This window comes from Streptomyces lucensis JCM 4490 (assembly GCF_014650035.1).
In the GTDB taxonomy this organism is placed as follows: Bacteria; Actinomycetota; Actinomycetes; order Streptomycetales; family Streptomycetaceae; genus Streptomyces; species Streptomyces lucensis.
Genome location: NZ_BMUE01000031.1, coordinates 1 through 20,559 on the forward strand (window position 1 = coordinate 1; position 20,559 = coordinate 20,559).

Annotated in this window: 9 protein-coding genes; 4 read left to right on the top strand and 5 right to left on the bottom strand. The window is 73.0% G+C overall.

Annotation, left to right across the window (positions count from 1 at the left end):
• Positions 1 to 246 precede the first annotated feature (246 nt).
• Both IE177_RS34190 and IE177_RS34195 read left to right on the top strand, forming a co-directional pair.
• The gene (locus IE177_RS34190; RefSeq protein ID WP_190019385.1) at positions 247 to 852 is read left to right on the top strand and encodes a TetR/AcrR family transcriptional regulator; all 606 of its coding nucleotides are present in this window, start codon (positions 247 to 249) and stop codon (positions 850 to 852) included.
• Between the two features lie 160 nt (positions 853 to 1,012).
• Entirely contained in the window at positions 1,013 to 2,479 is a 1,467-nt protein-coding gene (locus IE177_RS34195; RefSeq protein ID WP_190019386.1) for an MDR family MFS transporter, read from the top strand.
• 195 nt (positions 2,480 to 2,674) lie between these two features.
• On the opposite strand, the gene IE177_RS34200 is transcribed toward IE177_RS34195, so the two are convergent.
• From IE177_RS34200 to IE177_RS34220, 5 genes are all read right to left on the bottom strand, one after another.
• Entirely contained in the window at positions 2,675 to 3,472 is a 798-nt protein-coding gene (locus IE177_RS34200; protein WP_190019387.1) for an AfsR/SARP family transcriptional regulator, read from the bottom strand.
• A complete protein-coding gene (locus IE177_RS34205; RefSeq protein ID WP_229816406.1) occupies positions 3,469 to 4,251 on the bottom strand; it encodes a thioesterase II family protein in 783 nt (260 codons plus the stop codon). Before IE177_RS34205 ends, IE177_RS34200 begins: the two co-directional genes overlap by 4 nt.
• A gap of 973 nt (positions 4,252 to 5,224) precedes the next feature.
• Positions 5,225 to 6,208, bottom strand: a complete 984-nt coding sequence (rfbB, locus tag IE177_RS34210; RefSeq protein ID WP_190019389.1) for a dTDP-glucose 4,6-dehydratase — start codon at positions 6,206 to 6,208, stop codon at positions 5,225 to 5,227.
• A 13-nt stretch (positions 6,209 to 6,221) separates the two neighbouring features.
• Positions 6,222 to 7,289, bottom strand: coding sequence for a glucose-1-phosphate thymidylyltransferase (locus IE177_RS34215; protein WP_190019390.1), 1,068 nt, complete (start codon positions 7,287 to 7,289; stop codon positions 6,222 to 6,224).
• Between the two features lie 114 nt (positions 7,290 to 7,403).
• A complete protein-coding gene (locus IE177_RS34220) occupies positions 7,404 to 8,624 on the bottom strand; it encodes a nucleotide disphospho-sugar-binding domain-containing protein (protein WP_190019391.1) in 1,221 nt (406 codons plus the stop codon).
• A gap of 241 nt (positions 8,625 to 8,865) precedes the next feature.
• On the opposite strand from IE177_RS34220, the gene IE177_RS34225 reads away from it, so the two are divergent.
• Together IE177_RS34225 and IE177_RS35325 are read left to right on the top strand one after the other, a co-directional pair.
• Positions 8,866 to 10,413 carry an FAD-dependent oxidoreductase gene (locus tag IE177_RS34225; RefSeq protein WP_190019392.1) on the top strand — a complete coding sequence of 516 codons (1,548 nt, stop codon included), beginning with the start codon at positions 8,866 to 8,868 and terminating at the stop codon, positions 10,411 to 10,413.
• 284 nt (positions 10,414 to 10,697) lie between these two features.
• On the top strand, positions 10,698 to 20,559 hold a 9,862-nt coding region (locus IE177_RS35325; protein WP_229816407.1), incomplete at its 3' end, for a type I polyketide synthase.

Genomic DNA, 20,559 nt, shown 5'->3' on the forward strand with positions numbered 1-20,559 from the left:
CCTTGGCGTGCTGTGCCGCGGTCGCCTTCTCGCTGGGACCCGCCACGGCCTGCGCACGGATTGCCCGCAGCTCACGGGTGTGGCCGCGCAGTCCGTCCGCCTGCTCCGGCGCCGATTTCCGTGTAGGTGCCATGCCTCATCGTCGGCACCCGTTCTTAAGCGGAACTAACGACCTGGCGGCCTGCACGAAGGCTCCGCGCGTCCGGGCGCTTGCACGGCGGAGCGGCATCTGTAAGTATTTACTGCATGACAGGAAGCAGGGCCCGGCTGCTCACCGCAGCCGCCGAGGAGTTCGCCCAGTACGGCCTGAGAGGCACGCGCGTCCAAGCGATCGTCGACCGGGCCGGCGTCAACGAGCGCATGATCTATCACCACTTCGGCAGCAAGGAAGGCCTCTACAAGGCCGCCCTCGAGGACCAGATGGCGGCGCTGCACGACGCCTGGCACCCGGCACTCCAGCGGGCCGCGGCGCTTCCGCCGTACGAAGGCATGGCCATGGCGCTCACCGCCCTCGCCGAAGCCCTGAACCGTCAGCCGGCCCTGGTGGGCCTGTGGCTGCACGAGTCGCTGAACGACTGGCGGACCCTGCCCCAGCCGTCGGCGGACGCCCTCCCCTCCGAACTGCAGGAGCTGTACGAGCGCGGGCAGGAGGAAGGGGTGTTCCGCAAGGACTGCCCCTTCGAGATCGCGCACGGCGTCGCCATGAGCGCCCTCATCGGTGGCGCGATCCTCGGGCCCCGAGGGGACGCCGTGATGAGCCGCCAGACGGCCGGGATCGGCGTGGAGAAGACCCGGGAGCTGACACTGGGACAGCTCCTGGACGGCATGACCGGCCCCACGCAGGCCGTGTAGCACCCGAACCTCCCCGGTGACGCCGAGTCGCCGGGGCCGCGCCCCGCGAACGGACGCGGCCCCGGCGGCCCGGTAGTGCCCTGCTCGACTCCGGGTCCACGCGCCAGCGCTGCGCAGTAAACATTTACCGCACACTTTGGGATTTGAAGGAGACCGCTCGATGAGCGCCACCACAGAGGTCAAGGACCGGACAGGCGACGGCCTGCCGTCCGGGCTCGTCAGTCTCATGATCACGGTCGCACTCGGCTCGATCATGATGCAGATGGACGCGACCATGACCAACATCGCCTACAACACGTTACTCAAGGAGTTCGACACCTCGCTGCTCACCATCCAGTGGGTGACCACCGGGTACCTCCTGGCGATGGCAGCGGTCATGGCCCTGTCCGGCTGGGCCATGGAACGCTTCGGCGCGCGGGCCATGTGGACCACCAGTATCAGCCTCTTCCTCGTCGGGTCCGTGCTGTGCGGCGTCGCCTGGGACGCGCACAGCCTCATCGCGTTCCGCGTCGTCCAGGGCCTCGGCGGCGGCATGGTGCTGCCGCTCGGCATGGCGGTCCTCGCGCAGGAGGCGGGCCCCGCCCGGCTCGGCCGCGTCATGGGCGTGCTGGGCATCCCCTCCGCACTGGGGCCGGTACTCGGCCCGGTGGTGGGTGGCGCCATCGTCGACGACTGGAACTGGCGGTGGATCTTCTTCATCAACATCCCGGTGTGCATCGCCGCCCTGGTGATCGCCTGGCGGACGATGCCGGCCCGGCCGTCGCCCACCGCGGGACGCCTGGACGTGCTCGGCCTGCTGCTGCTCTCCCCCGCCTGCGCCGTGGTGGTGTTCGGCCTCACCCAGGCCAGCAAGTACGGGTCCTTCGCGGACCGTCACGTCATGATCCCGCTGGCCATCGGCCTCGCCCTGCTCGCCGCGTTCGCGGTGCACGCGCTGCGCACCGACAATCCCATCCTCGATCTGAGGCTGCTCAAGGTCCGCAGCTTCCTGTCCTCGTCGGCCGTCCTGTTCTTCGCGAGTGTGGCGCTGTTCGGCGCGGTGGGCGTGCTGCCGCTCTACTTCCAGCAGGTGCGCGGGCACAGCGCGCTGGAGGCCGGTCTGCTGCTCGCTCCGCAGGGCGTCGGCATGGCCGTCTCGCTGCTCGTCGTCGGCCGGCTCGCGGACCGGACCTCGCCGCGGCTGCTCGTCATCAGCGGGCTGACGCTCACCGCGGTCGGCGCCCTGGTGTGCACGCAACTCGCGGACGACACCAACGTCGCCCTCCTCGGCGTCGCGCTGGCGCTCTGCGGTGCCGGCACCGGCATGGTGATGGCGCCCGCGATGGCCGGGGCCATCCGCGACATCCCCGGGCCGGTGATCCCGCGGGCCAGTGCCGCCAACCGGATCATCATGCAGATCGGCTCCTCGTTCGGTTCGGCCGTGCTCATCCTCGTGGCGCAGAACCGCATGGACCACCTCATCAGGACGAGGAAGCTCACCCCCGACAGCCTGGCGGGCGCCTACGGCGTCACCTTCTGGTGGGTCATCGGCTTCGTCGTCGTGTCCGTGCTGCTGGCGCTGTTCATCCCGTCCGGCAAGCCGTCCCAGCAGCAACAGGCCGGGCAGGCTTCCGTCCCTGCCCTCTGACCGGAAGGGAGGGGTGTCGAATCCCCCGTCGCGCCCCTCCCTTCCTTCCCACCACGCCACTCCCTCCGCCGCACCGGCTGTCGTCTCCGGTACGCGGGGGGAAGTCGGCGCGGTGAACGGGGGTGGAGGAGCCGGAGCCTCATGGACGCGGGGACGTGGCGACTCGGAAGGCCGGGACATGAGCGGGCCCGGCGGTCATCTGTCGGAACCGACGGCAGGCACCGCCATCAGCCGGTTGTCCCCGGCGAGTATGGCGCGCTGCAGCTCCTGCAGCGCGCGGCCCGGTTCCAGACCCAGCTCGTCCTTCAGCGTCCGGCGCGCCGACTGGTAGACCTTGAGCGCGTCGGCCTGCCGTTCGGACCGGTACAGCGCCAGCATCAGCTGGCGGTAGAAGGTCTCCCGCATCGGGTTCTCGGCCGTGAGGGCGTAGAGCGTCCCCACGGTCTCGCGGTGGCGTCCGACGTGGAGCCGGCAGTCGGCGAGCATCTCCTGGCACTCCAGGCGGGTCTCGGTGAGCCAGGTGGAGAATCCGTCGATGATCGGGCCGTTGGTGTCCCGGCCGTTGCCGCCGGGGCCCGTGAGCGGCCCCCGCCACAGGTCGAGGGCCCCCTCGAAGCACCGGGTGGCCTCCTCGTACCGGCCCTGCCTGAGCAGCATCCGCCCCTCCTCGACCCGCTGGGGGAAGACGTGGGCGTCTATCTCGTCGTCGCCGATGTGCAGCACGTATCCCGGTGCGCGGGTCTCCACCGGACTGCCCGACCGGCCAGGGCGCTTGAGGAACTTGCGCAGTTGGGAGATGTAGACGTGCAGCCCCGCGGTGGCCCGGCGGGGCAGGTCCTCGCCCCAAATCTCCGTCATGAGCTGCTCCGAGGAGACCACCTGCTCGGCCCGGATGAGCAGGACCGAGAAGAGGATCTCCACCTTGCGCGCGTTCACGAAGGAGCAGCGGTTCCCGTCCACGACGCGGAGCGGACCGAGCATCTCGTACCTCATCGTCCGTTGCCTCCAAGCGTTTCCATCGGACGGGCCACGCGCTCCAGAACCCGGGAGACGGCGTCCGCCACGCCTTGCCGGTGGGCGTCCAGATAGAAGTGGCCACCGGCGAAGTCCCGCAACTCGAAAGCTCCGCTGGTGTGTTGCTTCCATGCGGCGGCCTCGTCGAGGGTGGTCTGCGGGTCCCGGTCGCCGACCAGGGCGGTGATGGGACACGTCAGGGGCGGCACCGGAGTCCACCGGTATCCCTCGATGGCGCGGTAGTCGTTGCGGACGACCGGAAGGATCGTCTCCAGCAGCTCCGGGTCGTCGAGGAAGGCGGGGTCGGTGCCGCCGACCCGGCGCAGTTCCTCGACCAGCTCCGTGTCGGTGCGCAGATGAACCGTTCCCCCGCGGAACCGGGAAGGCGCCCGGCGTCCGGAGACGAGCAGCCAGCGTGGTTCGCCGGCAGGACGCCGGGCGCCGAGGCGGCGCGCCACTTCGTAGGCCAGGGTCGCGCCCATGCTGTGTCCGAAGAGGACGAGCGGGCGATCGGCCAATGGCTCCAGGGCGGTGGCGGCCTGGTCGGCGAGGAGGGAGAGGCTGTCGACGAGTGGTTCCCTGCGCCGGTCCTGCCGGCCCGGGTACTGCACGGCGAGCACCTCGGCCGCCGGTGTCAGTGAGGGTGAGTGGGCGAGGGGGTGGTAGTAGGTGGCCGAGCCACCCGCGTGCGGGAAGCACACGAGCCGGACCGCGGCGTCCGGGCGGGGCCGGAGGCGCCGGATCCACGAATTCGTCACGTCAGGGGTAGGAGACAACTCTTATCCCTTCGTCAGAAGCGCATGACAACGATGCCGCCCCTTCGTTCGGCGGCATCTTCCGGAGAAGACGGCCGGGGGCGACCGCTGTGAGTGGACTCCGTCGACCACACGCGGTGCGTCGCGCTCCTCATGCCCCCGGTTCGGCGAGTGGCCCGCTCCCGCGGTCGCCCGTCGCCTCTCTGCGGTAAATACTTACAGAACGACGACCTTGAACACAACAACCATTCCCCTCTCCCGGACTTGGCGTGACTCTTCGGCCATCCATGAGGGCCGGCCCCACGCACACCCGCTCGGATCGCCGAAAACGCGGGCGCGGGGCCGGCGCGGACCGGCCGGACGCGAGTACCGGGCGGCGCATCGGAACAGCGCACAGCCCGAGCCGGTGTGTGAACAATCCGCCATAAGCCCCCGCCACTCATGCGTTTGATTCCTACATGATGATGCACAGGGCGGAGATCAATGAGCAACAGCCCTCACCCGCGACGAGTCGGAATGGGGCGCTCCAGTTTCGTGCGAAATACGTTGCCTAGCTGGGCGTCACAGGGTGACCAGGGGCTTGTGAATTGATTGACCGTCATTTAACGCGATACCAAGATTTTACTCTCCGGGACTGCTCCAGTCCTGGCAGCCGCCCGCCCGCGGCAGCGTCGGCCATGAGAACATACTGGTCAGGGCCGGGTACGTCGATCCTGAGCCATCGCGTCACCCGTCTCGCGATCCCCTGCCGGAAAGCGATGAATTCCGGCCGCCGCACGCTGGTCCGCGCGGCGTCAAGGGCACCGATAAGGCGGACCCGGCATTTGAAACGGGAATCCTTTCTGTTTTCCGCGTTCACGCCACGAAAGGTGGCTTGAAAAGTGCCCGGTAAAAAGGCCGTTCGACCGGTTCTTCAGAACGTCCACGGGCCGTGGGCGCGGCAGCGATGCCGCGCCCACGGCCCGTGGACTTCGATTCAGGCCGGCAGGGCCGCACGCGCGCGCAGCGGCTCCCACCAGGCGCGGTTGTCGCGATACCAGGCCACCACGCCGGCCAGGCCCTCCTCCAGCGGGATCCGCGGCACGAACCCCAGCTCCTCACGGATTTTGGCGGTGTCCACGGAGTACCGTTCGTCGTGGGCCGTCCGGTCGGGTACCTGGCGCACCCGGCTCCAGTCGGCTCCGCAGAGCGCCAGCAGACGTTCCGTCAGTTCCCGGTTGGTCAGCCCGGTCCCGGCGCTGATGTTGTAGATCTCCCCCGCGCGCCCGTCGGTGAGCACCAGCTGCAGGGCACGGCAGTGGTCCTCGACGTGCAGCCACTCGCGCACGTGGTGACCGTCCCCGTACAGGGGTACGTCGAGGCCGTCCAGCAGGTTGGTCACGAACAGCGGGATGAGTTTCTCGATGAACTGGTGGCTGCCGTAGTTGTTGGAGCACCGCGTGACGGACACGTCGACGCCGCCGCTGCGCCAGTAGGCGCGGGCCATCATGTCGCTCGCCGCCTTGGAGGCCGCGTACGGCGAGTTGGGTTCGAGGAGGGTGTCCTCGGTCCAGGAGCCGTGCCGCAGCGAGCCGTAGACCTCGTCGGTGGAGACGTGCAGGAAGCGCGGGACGCCGGCGCGTGCGCAGGCGTCCAGCAGGATCTGGGTGCCGAGCACGTTCGTGCGCACGAAGGGCGTGCCGTCGGCGAGCGAGCGGTCCACGTGCGACTCGGCGGCGAAGTGCACCACCGCGTCGTGTCCGGGCAGCAGCTCCGCCAGCAGGCCCGCGTCGCAGACGTCGCCCCGCACGAAGGTCAGCCGGTGGTCGTCCAGGGGAAGGCCGTGGGGATCGGCCGCGTAGGTGAGCTTGTCCAGAACGGTGACCTCGCAGCCGGCGGTGCCCGGATAACGGCCGGCGAGGAGGGCGCGCACGTAGTGGCCGCCGATGAATCCGGCGCCGCCGGTGACGAAGTACTTCATGGCCCTGAGCCCTTCACGCGGGGATCTCGATACGGCAGTCGTCTCCGACCATCAGCCGGTGCCTGGGCAGGGAGTCGGCGCACAGGCGCACCTCGCCGCCCTTCCCGACGATGGAGTCGTGCAGTGTACGGACTCCGTGGACGGCGGCGTGGTCGAGGATGATGGACGACTCCACGCCCGCGTCCTGCAGTCGGCAGCCCCGGCCGAGCGAGCTGAACGCGCCCACGTAGCTGTCCTCGACGATGCTCCCGGCACCGATGACCGTCGGACCGACGAGGACCGAGCGCTCGATGCGCGCGCCCGCCTCGACCACGACGGGCCCGTACACCCTGCTGAGCGTGTCGACGGTGCCCTGGACGCCGGGTTCGACGGCCTCCAGCAGGACGCGGTTGCAGTCGAGGAGGTCGTGCAGGGTTCCGGTGTCCTTCCAGAACCCCGGGTAGACCGTGCCGCGCACGTCGCGGTCGTGGCTCACCAGCCACTGGACCGCGTCCGTGATCTCCAGCTCGCCCCGCCAGCTGGGCTTGGTGTTGCGCACGGCCTCGTGGATCTCCGGGGTGAAGCAGAAGGCGCCGGTGACGGCGAGGTCGCTGCGGGGCCGGGCGGGCTTCTCCTCCAGGGCGGTGATCCGGTCCCGGCCGTCCAGTTCGGCGATGCCGTACGCGCTGGGGTTGGAGACCTTCGACAGCAGCAGCTGGGCCGTGGGCCGGTTCCGGCGGAAGGCCTCCAGTTCCTCGCTGATGCCGGAGGCGAAGATGTTGTCGCCCAGGTACATCACGAAGTCGTCGTCGGCGAGGAAGTCGCGGGCGATCAGGACACAGTGCGCCAGGCCCCGCGGGGAGTCCTGCGGCAGGTAGGTGACGGCCATGCCGAAGCGTGAACCGTCGCCCACCGCGGCGGGGATGGTGGTGTTCCCGGCGTTGACGATGATGCCGGTCTCGGTGACGCCGGCGTCGGCGAGTGCCTCAAGGGCGTGGAAGAGCACGGGCTTGTTGGCGACGGGCACCAGTTGCTTGGGCATGCTGTGGCTGAGCGGACGCAACCGCGATCCGGTGCCGCCCGACAGGACGAGGGATTTCATCGGGGTCTCTCACACCAATCCTTCTCAGACGGGACGTTGCGGGCCGGGGCGGGCCGGTCGTGATGTCCCGCCCGCCGGGCTCCGTGCCGTGGCCGCGGGCATGCGCGGGGCGGCTCACGTGCGTGCGGCCACCAGGTCCGCGATCACCCGGGCGGCCTGCGCGGGGGTGGCCTGGGCGGCGTTCTCGTCGCGCAGCTTGCGCGCGGCCTCGGTCCAGTGGCCTTCGGTGAGCAGGTCCTCGACGGCCGTACGGATCCGGGCGGGATCCGTCTGCGGGCCGCGGATCAGGATGCCGGCCCCGACGGCGGCCACGGTCTCCGCGTTGCGCAGCTGGCCCGGCTCCTGGGGCAGCATCACCTGCGGCACGCCGGCGGCGGCGACCGTCAGCATGGTGCCGGCGCCGGCGTGGTCGACGACGGCGGAGCAGGTGGCGGCGAGCAGGTTGAGCGGCAGGCCCTCCTCGACGCGGACGCCCGCCGGGACCGGGCCGAGGTGGTCGCGGTCCTGGGCCGCGGCGGTGACCACCAGGTCGGCGTCGAGGCCGTCCAGGGCCTCGACCACCGTGGCCAGCGGCGCCTTCTGGCCGGCGAGATGGGCGAAGTTGGAGACGCTCCACGACACGCCGACGCGCGGGCGCCGGGGCGGTGTGCGCAGCCAGTCGGGGATCACCGCGGAACCGTTGTACGGCACGAAGCGGGTGACCAGCCGGTGGGGCAGCTCGTGCACGTGCAGGCTCGGCGGGCACGGGTCGACCGTGAGCGCCCCGGCGACGGGGCGCGGCGGCACGCCGAACCTCTCGTACAGCGCCCGCAGTTCTCCGGGCCAGGTCTCCACGGGTGCGCCGTGCCCCGGGAAGCGGGCCATGGCCGGAAGCTGCGGCCCCCACGCCTGGTAGACGAGGGGGACGTCCAGTACGCCGGCGAGGAGCGGTCCGGCCAGCGCCACCACGTCGCCGACGATCACGTCCGGGCGCCAGTGCCCGGCGAACGCGACGAGTTCGCCGGCCATCGCGGCGGCCGCGCCGGTGTGGGCGGCGTTGCGCGCCGCGACGAACCGGCGGCGCACGTCCTCGGGGATGGCGGTCATCTCCCCGAAGCCGGCGAGGCTGCGGCCGGTCTCCCGGCGCAGCTCCTGCTGGGCCTCGCCGAGACCGCCGAGCAGGTCGAAGGAGGCGCCCACCGGGCAGATCTGCATGCCCGACCGCACCACGGCGTCCGCCACCGCGGGCTGGGCCGCGACGCACACCTCGTGACCGGCGGCCCGCAGGGCCCACGCCAGCGGCACCATCGGATAGTAGTGGCTGGCCGCGGCCAGGGGGATGAACAGCACGCGCATGGGTTTCTCCGTGTCCCCGCCGGTGGCCGGCGCCGGATGATGCCCCGCCCGTGGCCTGCGGGCGCACGAGGGGAGGAGGGCCGAGCGGGCTCCATACGATCCGCGGGAACTGAACCTGCGCCAAAGCACGGCTAATCCGGGGCGCGAGGGCGGCCGCTCCAAGACGTGCCCTAGAGCGTTTTTAGCGGCGCTGCGGACCATGCGGGGAACCGACAGCCCCGAGAGAGAGCGGAAGACCCCGATGACTTCAGACGTCGTGGTGGTCGGCGGTGGCCCGACGGGGCTGATGCTGGCCTACGAGCTGGCTCTGGCCGGTGTGCGCCCCATCGTCCTCGAGCAGCACAGCGAGCCGCGGACCGAGCCGAAGGCCAACGGGCTGGTCGGCCGGATCGTACAGCTGCTGGACTACCGGGGGCTGCTCGACCGTTTCGCGGAGGGGTCCCGGCACGTGGGCCCGGCCCCCTCGTTCTACTTCGGCGCGGTCCCGCTGAACCTGTCGGCCCTGGAGCACAATCCGCTGCACCTGCTGGTGATCCCGCAGCCCCGCCTGGAGGGCCTGCTGGCCGAGGACGCCGTCGCGCTGGGTGCCGAGATCCGCCGCGGGCAACGCGTCGTGGCCCTCTCGCAGGACGACCAGGGGGTGACCCTGGAGATCCAGGGCCCCGGCGGCGGCGGGGTGCTGCGCGCCGCCTACGTGGTCGGCTGCGACGGCGCGCACAGCACCGTGCGCAAACAGGCGGGCATCGGTTTCCCGGGCTCCACCGGTTCGCTGGTGACCCGCATCGGGCACGTCTCACTGCCCGCCTCACTGCTCGTGCCGGAGACCGGGGAGGTGCAGGTGCCGGGCGCCGGACGGCTGCGCCTGGGCTGGACGTACACGGAGCGCGGCAAGATCGGGCTGATGTCGTTCAAGCCCGGCGTGCACGTGGTGACGGCCGCCGAGAACGACCGGCTGCCCGTGGATTCCGGCGCCCCGATGACGCTGGGCGAGCTGCGCTCCAGCGTCCGCCGGATCCTCGGCACGGACCTGCCGATGAGCGATCCGTCCTGGCTGTCGCGGACGGTGGCCAGCAGCCGGCTGGCCGACCGCTACCGGGCCGGCCGGGTCATGGTGGCCGGGGACGCGGCCCATCTGTTCCCGGCGGGTGGTTCGGCGCTGAACACCGGCATGCTGGACGCGGTGAACCTGGGCTGGAAGCTGGCCGCGCAGGTGAACGGCACGGCACCCGCCGGCCTGCTGGAGACGTACCACGACGAGCGGCACGCCGTGGGCGAGCAGGTGCTGGCCCACACCAGGGCACAGTCCGTCCTGATGGCCGTCGGGGAGGAGTCCGCGGTCCTGCGCGATCTGTTCGAGGAGGTCCTGAGCCTGCCCCAGGCGCTCCAGCACATCGCTGGGCGGCTGCACGGCGAGGACGTCCGGTACGGGGGCCAGGCGCTCGGTGGTGAGGTCCACCCGCTGCTCGGCCGGTGGGCGCCCGACCTCGCGCTGCGCACCACGCAGGGGCCGACTCGCCTCGCCGAACTGCTGCGCGCCGGCCGTCCCGTGCTGCTCGACCTCGCCGGGGACACGGCTCTGCAGGACATCGTGACCGAGGGCTGGAAGGACCGTGTGGACGTGGTCGCCGCGCTCAGCGGGCAGCCCGCGCCGCCGGCCGACGCGCTGCTGATCCGGCCCGACGGTCATGTGGCGTGGGCGATGTCCGCCCGGCAGGCCCCACCGGACCCTCGCCAGGACCTGCGGTCCGCGTTGACGACGTGGTTCGGTGCCGCGTCCAGGGCGCTTTAGCCGCCGCAAAGGGCACGGTTAGGTCTTTTCGTTTGGATCAGGCCGGGTCGGGCCGAGTCAGACCGGATCGGGCCGGGCCGGGGCGGTCGGAAGGCGGGCCGCGAGTACGGCTCCATCGGGCCGGATCGGCCGGATCGGCCGGATCGGCCGAGAGGGTTCGAGGGGGTCCGGGCCCGTCAGTGAGCGGTGGGAACGATCAGGACCGGTGCGGCCGGCACGCGCCAGCCCTCCGTCCGAGTGGAACCGGCAGGCACACGGGGACAGAAAAGGTGGCGCACACAGCGATGTCGAGCCTCGACACTCCCGCGTCGTCCGACGCGGACGAACTCTCCCGTTCCATCGCGGTCGTCGGACTGGCCTGCCGACTTCCCCAGACGTCCGGCCCGGAGTCGTTCTGGCGGCTGCTGTCGTCGGGGTCCAGCGCCGTCACACGCACCCTGGGGGCTCGCTGGGCCCGTGAGACCGGGCTCGCGCCCGGCACCGAGGCGGCGGCCGCCGCGGGCATCGAACACGGTGGCGTCCTGGACGATGTGGACGCCTTCGACGCCGGGTTCTTCAGCATCTCGCCGCGCGAGGCGACGGAGATGGATCCGCAGCAGCGGCTGATGCTCGAACTGAGCTGGGAGGCCCTGGAGGACGCGGCCATCGTGCCCGGCACGCTGCGTTCCGGGGCCGGCGGGGTCTTCGTCGGAGCCATCGGTGACGACTACGCGGGCCTGCTCTCACGTCACCGCCGCGGGAAGTTCACCCCGCACACGCTGCCCGGAACCAGCCGGGGACTGCTGGCCAACCGCGTCTCGTACGCGCTCGGCCTGCGCGGCCCCAGCTTCACGGTGGACGCCGCCCAGTCGTCGTCGCTGGTAGCCGTCCATCTGGCCTGCGAGAGCCTGCGTGCCGGCGAGTCCGACCTGGCCCTCGCCGGGGGCGTCAACCTCATCATCGGCCCGGAGAGCACCGCCCGCGCGGCCGGCTTCGGCGCCTTGTCGCCGGACGGGCGGTGCTACACGTTCGACGCCCGCGCCAACGGCTACGTACGCGGTGAGGGCGGCGCGGTGGTGGTGCTCAAGCCGCTGTCGAGCGCGCTGTCCGACGGCGACCGGGTCTACTGCGTGATCCGGGGCAGCGCGGTCAACAACGACGGCGCGTCCGGGGCGCTGACCGTGCCCAGCAGCCGGGCCCAGGAGGACGTGCTGCGCACCGCCTGCCGACGTGCCGGGATCGCCCCGGACGAGGTGCAGTACGTGGAACTGCACGGCACCGGGACCCGGGTCGGCGACCCCGTCGAGGCGGCGGCGCTGGGCTCCGTGCACGGCGCCGGCCGCACCCGGCGGAACGCGCTGCGGGTGGGTTCCGTGAAGACCAACGTCGGTCATCTGGAGGGCGCGGCGGGTGTCACCGGCCTGGTGAAGACGGTGCTGAGCATCGCGCACCGGCGTCTGGCGCCCTCCCTCAACTTCCGTTCGCCGCACCCCGCCATCGACCTCGACGGGCTCGGTCTGCACGTGCAGACGGAGTCGGGTCCGTGGCCCGCGCCCGAACGGCCGCTCGTCGCCGGAGTCAGCTCCTTCGGCATGGGCGGCACCAACTGCCACGTCGTCCTCGCCGAGACGCCGCAGGCGGGGCGCACGGCCCCGGAACCGGAGCACGGGGCACCGGCGGAGCGCGGGGTGCCGGAAGCGGAGCGCGGGGTGCCGGAAACCGGGGACGGTCCGACCGCGCGGGTCCCCGACGGGGGCTCCGGAACCGGCGGTTCGGGCCCGTCCGTGGAGGAACCGGGAGTTCCCCTGCCCTGGCTGGTCTCCGCCCGTGACGCCGCCGCCTTGCGCGGGCAGGCGGCGGCCCTGGAGACCTGGGTGTGCGAGCGGCCCGATGACCGGCCCGCCGACATCGGCTGGTCCCTCGCCTCTACGCGCACCGCCTTCGAGCACCGTGCCGTCGTACTGGGCCACGACCGCGAGGGCCTGCTGCGCGGCCTGCGCGACCTCGCCGAAGGCATTCCCGCGGCGGGCGTCGTGCGGGGACGTACCGCCGGGGCCGGCGGCCTGGCCGCACTGTTCACGGGGCAGGGCAGTCAGTACCCGGGCATGGGCAGCGGGCTGCACGCCGCGTATCCCGCGTTCGCCCAGGCCTTCGACGACGTGTGCGACCACCTGGATCCGCTGCTGGAGCTTCCTCTCAAGCAGGTGGTGTTCGCACGGGAGGGCAGCGCCGGTGCCGGCCTGCTCGACCGGACCGCCCATACGCAGGCCGCCCTGTTCGCGGTCGAGACCGCGCTGTTCCGGCTCTTCCAGCACTGGGGGGTGACCCCGGACATCGTGCTGGGCCACTCCATCGGCGAGCTGACCGCCGCCCATGTCGCCGGGGTGCTGTCCCTGCCCGACGCGGCAGCGCTGGTCGCGGCGCGCGGCCGGCTGATGGAGGCGCTCGCGGAGGGCGGCGCCATGGCCGCCGTCGAGGCGTCCGAGGAGGAGGTCGCACAGAGCATCGCCGGCCGGATCGGCGGGGTCGCGATCGCAGCGGTCAACGGCCCCCGCTCCGTGGTGATCTCCGGCGACGAGGAGCCGGTGACGGGGCTGGCCGTCCACTGGCGGGGCGAGGGCCGGAAGGTGCGGCGGCTGCGGGTGAGTCACGCGTTCCACTCCGCGCGCATGGAGCCGATGCTGGCGGAGTTCGAGCGGATCGCGCGCGGACTGGGCTATGCGGCGCCGCGCATACCCGTCGTCTCCAATCTCACGGGACGGCCGGCGGCAGCGGGTCAGGTGGACTCACCCGAGTACTGGGTGCGTCATGTACGCGAGGCGGTCCGTTTCCACGACGGCGTCCTGGCCCTGCGCGAACACGGCGCGACGGCCTTTCTGGAGCTGGGCCCGGGTGGCGTCCTCACCGGTATGGCCGGGGAGTGCCTGGCCGGCGCGGACGGTACGGCCGGTGCTGATACGGACGGTGCCGGCACGGACGGTACGGACGGTGCCGGCCCGCTGCTCGCGGCGACCGTGCGGCCGGGCCGGTCGGAACCGGAGGCGGTCCTCACCGCGCTCGCCCGGCTCCATGCGCACGGGGTGCCGGTGGACTGGCAGCCCGTCCTCGCGCCGTGGGAGCCGCGCCGGGTCCCGTTGCCGACGTACGCCTTCCAGCGGCGCCGGTACTGGCCGCGGGTGCGGGGGGATGAGGGTGGCGGGGCCGGGACCGTGAACGCGGAGCCCGGTGACGCCGGGACCGTGAACGCGCCGACCGGTGACGCCGGGCCCCCCGGCCCGGAGGCGGGCGGCGCCGGGGCCGCCGTCGCGGAGTCCGACGACGTCGGGTCTCCCGACGCGCGGTCCGGTGGCGCGGACGGACCGGGTGCCTGGCGCCGGCAGGTCGCGGGACTGTCCCGGTCCGAGCGCGAGCGTACCCTCCACGAACTGGTGCGGACCCAGGTCGCGATCGCGCTGGGGCACTTGACCTCCGACGCGGTCGACACCGACCGTTCCTTCAGGGATCTCGGTTTCGACTCGGCGTCCGCGGTGGAGCTGCGCGACCGGCTCGGCGCGGTCACCGGCCTAAGCCTGCCCGCCGCCCTGCTCTACAACCATCCCACGCCCCGTGCGCTGGTCGACCGGTTGCAGGCCGGACTCGACGCCTCCGGCGCGGCGCCCGCCGCCGCACGCCCGGTGTCCGCGGCGGTGGCCGACGATCCGGTCGTCGTGGTCGGCATGGCGTGCCGCTTCCCCGGCGGTGCGGACTCGCCCGAACGGCTGTGGGAGCTGGTCGCACAGGGCCGGGACGCGATCGGGCCGCTGCCCGACAACCGGGGCTGGGATCTGGACGCGCTCTACGACCCCGACCCGGAGACGCCTGGCACCTCCTACGTCCGGCAGGGCGGCTTCCTCTACGACGCCGACCTGTTCGACCCCGGCTTCTTCGGCATCAGCCCGCGCGAGGCCGCCGCGATGGACCCGCAGCAGCGGCTGCTCCTGGAGACGTCGTGGGAGGCGCTGGAACGCGCGGGCATCGACCCGCGGGCCCTGGCGGGCACGGCGGCCGGGGTCTTCGTCGGCGCCACCGCCCAGGAGTACGGGCCGCGCCTGTCCGAGGGCGCCGAAGGGCTGGACGGCTACCTGCTCACCGGCACCACCCCCAGTGTCACCTCGGGCCGGATCGCCTACACCCTCGGGCTGCGCGGCCCCGCCGTCACGGTGGACACCGCGTGCTCGTCGTCGTTGACCGCGCTGCACCTGGCGGCCCAGGCCCTGCGGCACGGCGAGTGCTCGCTGGTGCTGGCCGGCGGGGTGACGGTGATGGCCGGACCGGGCATGTTCGTGGAGTTCAGCCGCCAGCGCGGGCTGTCCCGCGACGGACGGTGCAAGGCGTTCGCGGCGTCGGCCGACGGCACCGGCTGGGCCGAGGGCGCGGGCATGGTGGTGCTGGAGCGGCTCTCCGACGCGCGGCGCCACGGCCACCGCGTCCTCGCCGTCGTCCGCGGTTCGGCGGTCAATCAGGACGGGGCGAGCAACGGTCTGGCGGCGCCGAACGGTCCGGCCCAGGAGGAGGTGATCCGGCAGGCGCTGGCGGCCGGTGGCCTGGCCTTCGACGAGATCGACGTGGTGGAGGCCCACGGCACCGGGACGAAGCTGGGCGACCCCATCGAGGCGGGGGCCCTGCTGGCCACGTACGGTCACGGCCGCGCACCCGAACGCCCCTTGTGGCTGGGGTCGTTGAAGTCCAACATCGGGCACGCCCAGGCGGCGGCAGGTGTCGGCGGCTTCATCAAGATGGTCATGGCCCTGCGCCACGGCGTCCTGCCCGGGACCCTGCATGCCGACGAACCCACACCGCACGTCGACTGGTCGGCGGGCGCGGTCCGGCTGCTCACCGAGGCCCGCCCGTGGCCGGAGAGCGAGCGCCCGCGCAGGGCGGCGGTGTCCTCGTTCGGCATCAGCGGCACCAACGCCCATCTCGTGCTGGAGCAGGCGCCGCCGGTGCGGGATGCGCAGGACGCCGGGCCCGCGTCCGGGCCCGCGGACGTTCGGACGGAGCAGCGCGAGGGCGCGGGAGCCGAACCGCCCCCGGCCCGGGTGTGGGCCTGGCCGGTGTCGGCGCGGTCCGGGCAGGCCCTGGCCGCGCAGGCCGAGCGGCTGCTCGAGCTGCTGACGTCGGTCCCGGAGGTCTCCCCCGCCGACGTCGGCCTCTCGCTCGCGACCACGCGCACGGCGTTCGAGGAGCGCGCCGTCGTCGTGGCCGCGGACCGCGCCGGGCTACTGGACGCCCTCGACGCGCTCGCCCGCGGCGAATCGGCACCCGGGGTCGTGCGCGGCCGGGCACGCGCGCTGGGCGGGACCGTGTTCGTCTTCCCCGGCCAGGGCTCCCAGTGGGCCGGCATGGCCGTCGAACTCCTCGACTCCGCACCGGTTTTCGCCGGGCGGATCGAGGAGTGCGCGGCGGCGTTGTCGGCGTACGTCGACTGGTCGCTCGTCGACGTGCTGCGTGGCCGCGAGGGGGCTCCGCGCCTGGATCGCGTCGACGTGGTGCAGCCCGTGCTGTTCGCCGTGATGGTGTCCCTCGCCGAGCTGTGGCGTTCCTTCGGTGTGCTGCCCGACGCCGTCGTCGGCCACTCCCAGGGTGAGATCGCCGCGGCCTGTGTCGCCGGAGCGCTGACACTCGACGACGCCTGCCGTGTCGTCGCGCTGCGCAGCCAGGCTCTGGTCGCCCTCGCCGGGACCGGCGGCATGGTCTCCGTGCCGCTGCCGGCCGCCGAGGTGCGCACCCGCCTCGCCGGCCGGCGGGGCCGCCTGGGCGTCGCGACCGTGAACGGACCCGCCTCCACCGTCGTCTCGGGTGACCCCGAGGCCCTGGACGAACTGCTCGCGGAGTGCGCGGCGGACGGGGTGCGGGCGCGCCGGATCCCCGTCGACTACGCCTCGCACTCGCACCATGTGGAGGCCATCCGGGAGCGTCTCGCGGACCTGCTGTCCGGGATCGCACCACGCGCCTGCGACGTCGCCTTCTATTCCACGGTGTACGGGGAACCGGTCGACACGAGCGGACTGGACGCGGACTACTGGTACCGCAATCTGCGCGAGACCGTGGAGTTCGAGCGTGCCACCCGGGCCCTGTTGCGCGACGGGTACGGGGTGTTCGTGGAGTCGAGCCCGCATCCCGTGCTCACGGTGGGCGTCCAGGAGACCGCCGACGCCGTCGCGAGCGACCGGGAGGCCGGTGAGGCGGCTTCGCCGGCCGTGGTGACGGGCTCGCTGCGCAGGGACGAGGGCGGCCTGCGGCGGCTGTTCGCGTCGCTCGCCGAGGTGCATGTCAACGGCACGGACGTGCGCTGGCGCACCGCCTGCGACGCGGCGGCCCGCACGGTCGATCTGCCCACCTACGCCTTCCGCCGCGAACGGCACTGGCTCACCGCTCCGGCGGCGGCCGGTTCCGTGGCGGGCCTCGGCCTGTCCGACCCCGGTCACCCGCTGCTCTCTGCCGCGGTGGAGCTCGCCGAGGAGGAACGGCTCGTGCTGACCGGGCGCCTCTCCCGCCGGACCCACCCCTGGTTCGAGGACCACGCGGTGTCCGGAACCGTGGTCGTCCCCGGCACCGCCATCGTCGAACTCGCGCTGTGCGCCGCCGGGCACGCCGGCTGCGACCGCCTCGACGATCTCACGCTGGAGAGCCCGCTGGTGCTGCCCGAGCGCGGGGAGGTCCGGATGCAGGTAGTGGTGGGCCCGCCGGACGCGTCCGGGTCCGGGCGGCGTCCGGTCACGGTGCACGCACGGCCGGAGTCCTCCGCCGCCGAGGAGGAGGAGCCTGGGTGGATCCGGCACGCGACCGGCTCGCTCGTCGTGGGTGAGGAGCGGCCGCCGGAGCCCGGTGAGGCCTGGCCCCCGCCCGGTGCGACTCCCGTCGCGGTCGACGAGCTGTACGAACGGCTGCTGGACGAAGGTTACGAGTACGGGCCCGCGTTCCAGGGGCTGCGGGCCGTCTGGCGCCACGGCGACACCGTGTACGCGGAGGTGGCGTTGCCCGACGAACAGCGCGTGGACGCGGCGAAGTTCGTCCTCCACCCCGCGCTGCTCGATGCCGCGCTCCACGCGCTGGCCGTGGCCGGCGGCCCGCTCCGCGCGGACGACGCGGGCCGGCTGAGTCTGCCCTTCGCCTGGAGCGACGTCACCGTGCACGCGACCGGCTCACAGGCCGTACGGGTCCGCTGGTCGGCGACCGGACAGGACACGGTGACGCTCGCCCTGGCCACCCCCTCGGGGGTGCCCGTCGCGACGGTCGGTTCCCTGGTTCTGCGGCCTGCCGCCGTGGACCGGCTCGGCGAAGGCCCGGGCACGCGGCTCGCGGCCCTGCACCGGACGGTCTGGGCACCGGTGGACGGCACCGCCGGGCCGCTCGCAGCGCGGGACGTCGCGTTCGCCGAGGGTCCGGCGGAACTGGCCGCCCTCCTCACCGCCGTCACCGCCGCCGTGGAAGAGGGCGGGACGACGCCGGCGTACGTCTTCGTCCCCGTGTCCGGGGCCGGCTCGGACGGCGAGGGCGCCGGGACGCGGGCCCACGCCGTCGCCTCCCCGGTGACGTCACCGCCGGACGCGGAGGGTGCGGCCCTACCGGCGTACGCCTGCGTCTCCGCGTCCGGTGAAGTCTCCGCGTCCGGCGAACCGCCGGCCTTCGACGCGCGGACGGTCGCGGAGCGGTCGCGAGCCGTCGCCCACCAGGCCCTGGCCATGGTCCAGGAATGGCTGGCCCACGAGGTTCTGCCCACCGGTTCCCGGCTGGTGTTCGTCACCCGCGACGCGATCGGCACACCGAGCGCCGCCGTGGAGCACGAGGGCGCCCCGGACGTACGCGGACTCACCGAGGCACCCGTGTGGGGTCTGGTCCGCTCCGCGCAGACCGAGCACCCGGGCCGCTTCGCCCTCCTCGACGTCGACGGCCCCTGGGACGCCGCGTACGTCCCTGCCGTGACCGCCGCGCTCGCGGGCGGCGAGACCCAGCTGGCGGTGCGCGCGGGAGTGGTCCACGCCCCACGGCTCGTCCGGGCCGAGCCTACGCGGGGGACCGCCCCCACCGACGCGGAGACGTCCCCGGAGGGCGCCACCGGGTATGCGAGCGGCACCACGCTGATCACCGGCGGCACGGGAACCCTCGGCGGGCTGCTCGCCCGGCACCTCGTCACCGGGCACGGCGCCCGCCGACTGCTGCTGGCGAGCCGCAGCGGCGACGCCGCCGACGGCGTGCAAGAGCTGGTCGCGGAACTGACCGGACTCGGCGCACAGGTGACGGTGGCCGCCTGCGACACGGCCGACCGCGCGGCGCTCACCGCGCTGTTGGCGTCCGTGCCCGACGAGCACCCGCTCGCCGCGGTGGTGCACGCGGCCGGCGTCCTGGACGACGGCGTCGTCGGCTCCCTCACCCCGGACCGGATCGACCACGTCCTGCGCGCCAAAGCCGACGCGGCCTGGCTGCTGCACGATCTCACCCGCCACCTCCCCCTCGCGGAATTCGTGCTGTTCTCCTCCGTCGTGGGCACCATCGGCGGTGCCGGCCAGGCCAACTACGCGGCGGCGAACGTCTTCCTGGACGCCCTGGCCCACCATCGCCGCGCCCTGGGCCTGCCCGGCAGAGCGCTCGCCTGGGGTCTGTGGGAACGGTCCTCCGGCATGACCGCCTCGATGAGCGACGCCGACCGTGCCCGCATGGCCCGCACCGGTCTCGTACCGCTCGCCGAGGACGAGGGCCTGTCACTCTTCGACGCCGCGCACACCACGGACGATGCCGCACTGGTGGCGGTCCGGCTGAACGCAGCCGCGCTGCGCACGAGTTCCACCGCCGGAACACTGCCCGGCGTGCTACGCGGCCTGGTACGCACCGTACGCCGGACGACAGCGGGCACGGCCACCGGGGCGAACGCCCTGCGCGCCCGCCTGGAGAGCCTTACGGAAGCGGAGCGGGAGGACGTGGTCCTGGCCCTCGTACGCGGCCAGATCTCCGAGGTGCTGGGACATGGCGGCACGGACGGCGTCCCCGACGAACGGGCTTTCAAGGACCTGGGATTCGACTCCCTGACCGCCGTCGACCTGCGCAACCGGCTGGCCGCGGCCACCGGGGTCCGGCTGCCGGCCACGCTCGTCTTCGACCATCCGACGCCCGCCGCCCTGGCCCGGCATCTGTGCGGCGAGCTGACCGGAGCCGCACCGGCCTCGCCGATCCCGGCACGGCCGGCCCCGCGTTCCGGCGACCCGGTCGTGATCACCGGCATCGGCTGCCGGTTCCCCGGCGGAATCGGTTCCGCGGAGGCGTTGTGGCGGCTGGTCGCGGAGGGCGGCGAGGCCCGCTCGACCTTCCCCTCCGGCCGAGGATGGGACCTGGACGCCCTCTACGACCCCGACCCCGACCACCCCGGAACCGTCTACACACGCGTCGGCGGCTTCCTCGACGAGGCCCACCACTTCGACGCCGGCTTCTTCGGCATGAGCCCCCGAGAAGCCCTCGCCACCGACCCCCAGCAACGCCTGCTGCTGGAGGCCGCGTGGGAGACCCTGGAGCATGCGGGCCTCGACCCCGAGACCCTGCGCGGCAGCCGGACCGGCGTCTTCACCGGCATCATGTACGGCGACTACGGCGGCAGGCTCCAGCAGGCACCCGAGGAGCTGGAAGGCTACCTCCGCAACGGCAGCCACGGCAGCGTCGCCTCAGGCCGCATCGCCTACACCTTCGGCTTCGAGGGTCCGGCGGTGAGTGTCGACACGGCGTGCTCCTCCTCGCTGGTGGCCCTGCACCTGGCCGCCCAGGCCCTGCGGAACGGCGAGTGCGACCTCGCCCTCGCCGGCGGCGTCACCGTCATGGCCACACCGGCGACGTTCATCGAGTTCAGCCGCCAGCGCGGCCTGTCGTCGGACGGGCGCTGCAAGGCGTTCGCCGCCTCGGCCGACGGCACCGGCTTCGCCGAGGGCGTCGGCCTGCTGCTGGTGGAGCGCCTGTCGGACGCCCGGCGCAACGGTCACCCGGTGCTCGCGGTACTGCGCGGCTCGGCCGTGAACCAGGACGGCGCCAGTAACGGTCTCACGGCGCCCAACGGGCCGTCGCAGCAGCGGGTCATCCGCGCCGCACTCGCCGACGCCCACCTCACCCCCGACCAGGTCGACGCCGTGGAAGCCCACGGGACGG